General features: G+C 64.3%; 1 protein-coding gene. It reads right to left on the reverse strand.

The window, feature by feature from the left end; genetic code table 11:
* The coding region (locus WS49_RS36630; RefSeq protein ID WP_218921609.1) for a hypothetical protein at window positions 1-1,511 on the reverse strand (1,511 nt) is incomplete at both ends.

Consider the following 1,511-nt stretch of genomic DNA (forward strand, 5'->3'; position numbering starts at 1 on the left):
GCGATCAACGGCTCCCAGCTCTTCGCGACCAATTCCGTCGTGGATTCGCTGTCGACGACGGTGTCGTCGTCCAGCAGTGCGATCTCGTCGCTGTCGACCGGCATCACTTCGTTGTCGACGGGGCTCAGCTCGACCAACAGCTCGGTGGCTTCGCTGTCGACTTCCACGTCGACGGGTCTCTCGTCGGCAACCAGCTCGATCAGCTCGCTGTCCACATCGACTTCGACGGGCATCAACTCGCTGTCGACTGGCCTGAGCTCGACCAATAGCTCGGTGACCTCGCTCTCGACGTCCACGTCGACGGGTCTCTCGTCGGCGAATAGCTCGATCAGCTCGCTCTCGACCTCGACTTCGACCGGCATCAACTCGCTGTCGACGGGCTTGAGCTCGACCGACAGCACGGTGGCCTCGCTGTCGACCTCCACGTCGACGGGTCTGTCATCGGCAACCAGCTCGATCAGCTCGCTCTCCACGTCGACTTCGACGGGTATCAACTCGCTGTCGACCGGCCTCAGCTCGACCAATAGCTCGGTCGCCTCGCTCTCGACCTCCTCGTCGACGGGTCTGTCGTCGGCGACCAGCTCGATCAGCTCGCTGTCCACGTCGACCTCGACGGGTATCAACTCGCTGTCCACGGGCCTCAGCTCGACCGATAGCACGGTGGCTTCGCTGTCGACCTCGACGTCGACGGGTCTGTCGTCGGCCACCAGCTCGATCAGCTCGCTGTCCACGTCGACCTCGACCGGTATCAACTCGCTGTCGACCGGCCTCAGCTCGACCAACAGCTCTGTCGCTTCGCTGTCGACCTCCACGTCGACGGGTCTGTCGTCGGCAACCAGCTCGATCGGCTCGCTGTCGACGTCGACCTCGACGGGTATCAATTCGTTGTCGACGGGCCTCAGCTCGACTGATAGCACGGTGGCCTCGCTGTCGACGTCGACGTCGACGACGGCCAGCTCGCTGTCGACGGGCCTGAGCACGACCAATAGCACGGTGACGTCGCTGTCGACGTCCACGTCGAGCGGTCTCTCGTCGGCAACCAGCTCGATCAGCTCGTTGTCGACGGGCCTCAGCTCGACCGATAGCACGGTGGCTTCGCTGTCGACCTCGACGTCGACGGGTCTGTCGTCGGCGACCAGCTCGATCGGCTCGCTGTCGACGGGCCTCAGCTCGACTGATAGCACGGTGGCCTCGCTGTCGACCTCGACGTCGACGACGGCCAGCTCGCTGTCGACGGGCCTGAGCACGACCAATAGCACGGTGACGTCGCTGTCGACGTCCACGTCGAGCGGTCTCTCGTCGGCGACCAGCTCGATCAGCTCGCTGTCCACGTCGACTTCGACGGGTATCAACTCGCTGTCGACGGGCTTGAGCTCGACCGATAGCACGGTGGCGTCGCTGTCGACCTCGACGTCGACCGGCCTGTCCTCGGCAACCAGCTCGATCAGCTCGCTGTCCACGTCGACCTCGACGGGTATCAACTCGCTGTCCACGGGCCTCAGCTCGACCGA

This window comes from Burkholderia sp. RF7-non_BP4, assembly GCF_001521935.1.
GTDB classification, from domain to species: Bacteria; Pseudomonadota; Gammaproteobacteria; order Burkholderiales; family Burkholderiaceae; genus Burkholderia; species Burkholderia diffusa.